This window comes from Pseudomonas sp. K5002 (genome assembly GCF_013386655.1).
In the GTDB taxonomy this organism is placed as follows: Bacteria; Pseudomonadota; Gammaproteobacteria; order Pseudomonadales; family Pseudomonadaceae; genus Aquipseudomonas.
This window is the reverse complement of record NZ_JACARK010000818.1, coordinates 1-683: the sequence shown is the minus strand read 5'-3', so window position 1 is coordinate 683 and position 683 is coordinate 1. Positions and strand designations below refer to the sequence as shown.

The following is a 683-nucleotide window of genomic DNA, read 5'->3' as shown; positions in this document are numbered from 1 at the left end:
CCAGTTGCCCCTGAAAACGCGCCACGGCAAACGACAACTCCGCGCTGCGCCCCGGTGCTTCGCCGAGCCAGAACGGAATGGTCGGCGGCTGGCCGTGGGCATCCTCGACCCGCACCTTGCCGGGTTCCACTCGCAGGATGCGGTAGGAGGTGTTGCCCAGCTGGAAGATATCGCCGGCGATGCTTTCCACCGCGAAGTCTTCGTTGACGCTGCCGATGTTCAGGCTCTGCGGCTCAAGCAGCACGCTGTAGTCGGCGTTGTCGGGGATGGTGCCGCCGCTGGTCACGGCGGTGAGCTTGGCGCCCCGCCGGCCACGCAGGGTGCGGGTGATGGCGTCGCGGTGCAGGTAGGCGCTGCGCAGGCCCTGGCGCCCGTTGTAGCCTTCGGCGAGCATTTGCAGCAGTGCCTGATAGTGACGCTCATCCAGCTCGGCGTAGGGCGCGGCGCGGCGGATCAGCGTGAGCAGGGCCTGTTCCTGCCATTCCTGGCAGCTGACTTCGGCGATGATCTGCTGGGCCAGCACATCCAGCGGCGCAACCGGAATCAGCAAGGTGTCCAGCTCGCCCCGGCGCACGCAGTCGAGCAGGGCGGCGCATTCGATCAGGTCGTCACGGGTGGTGGCGAACAACCGGCCCTTGGGCGTGCCGCCGACCTGATGCCCGGAGCGTCCGACCCGTTGCAGA

Annotated in this window: 1 pseudogene; it reads right to left on the bottom strand. The window is 67.9% G+C overall.

Annotated elements, in window-relative coordinates:
• Nucleotides 1–683, bottom strand: a pseudogene (locus HX846_RS29130) (ATP-dependent DNA helicase); the annotation flags it as partial.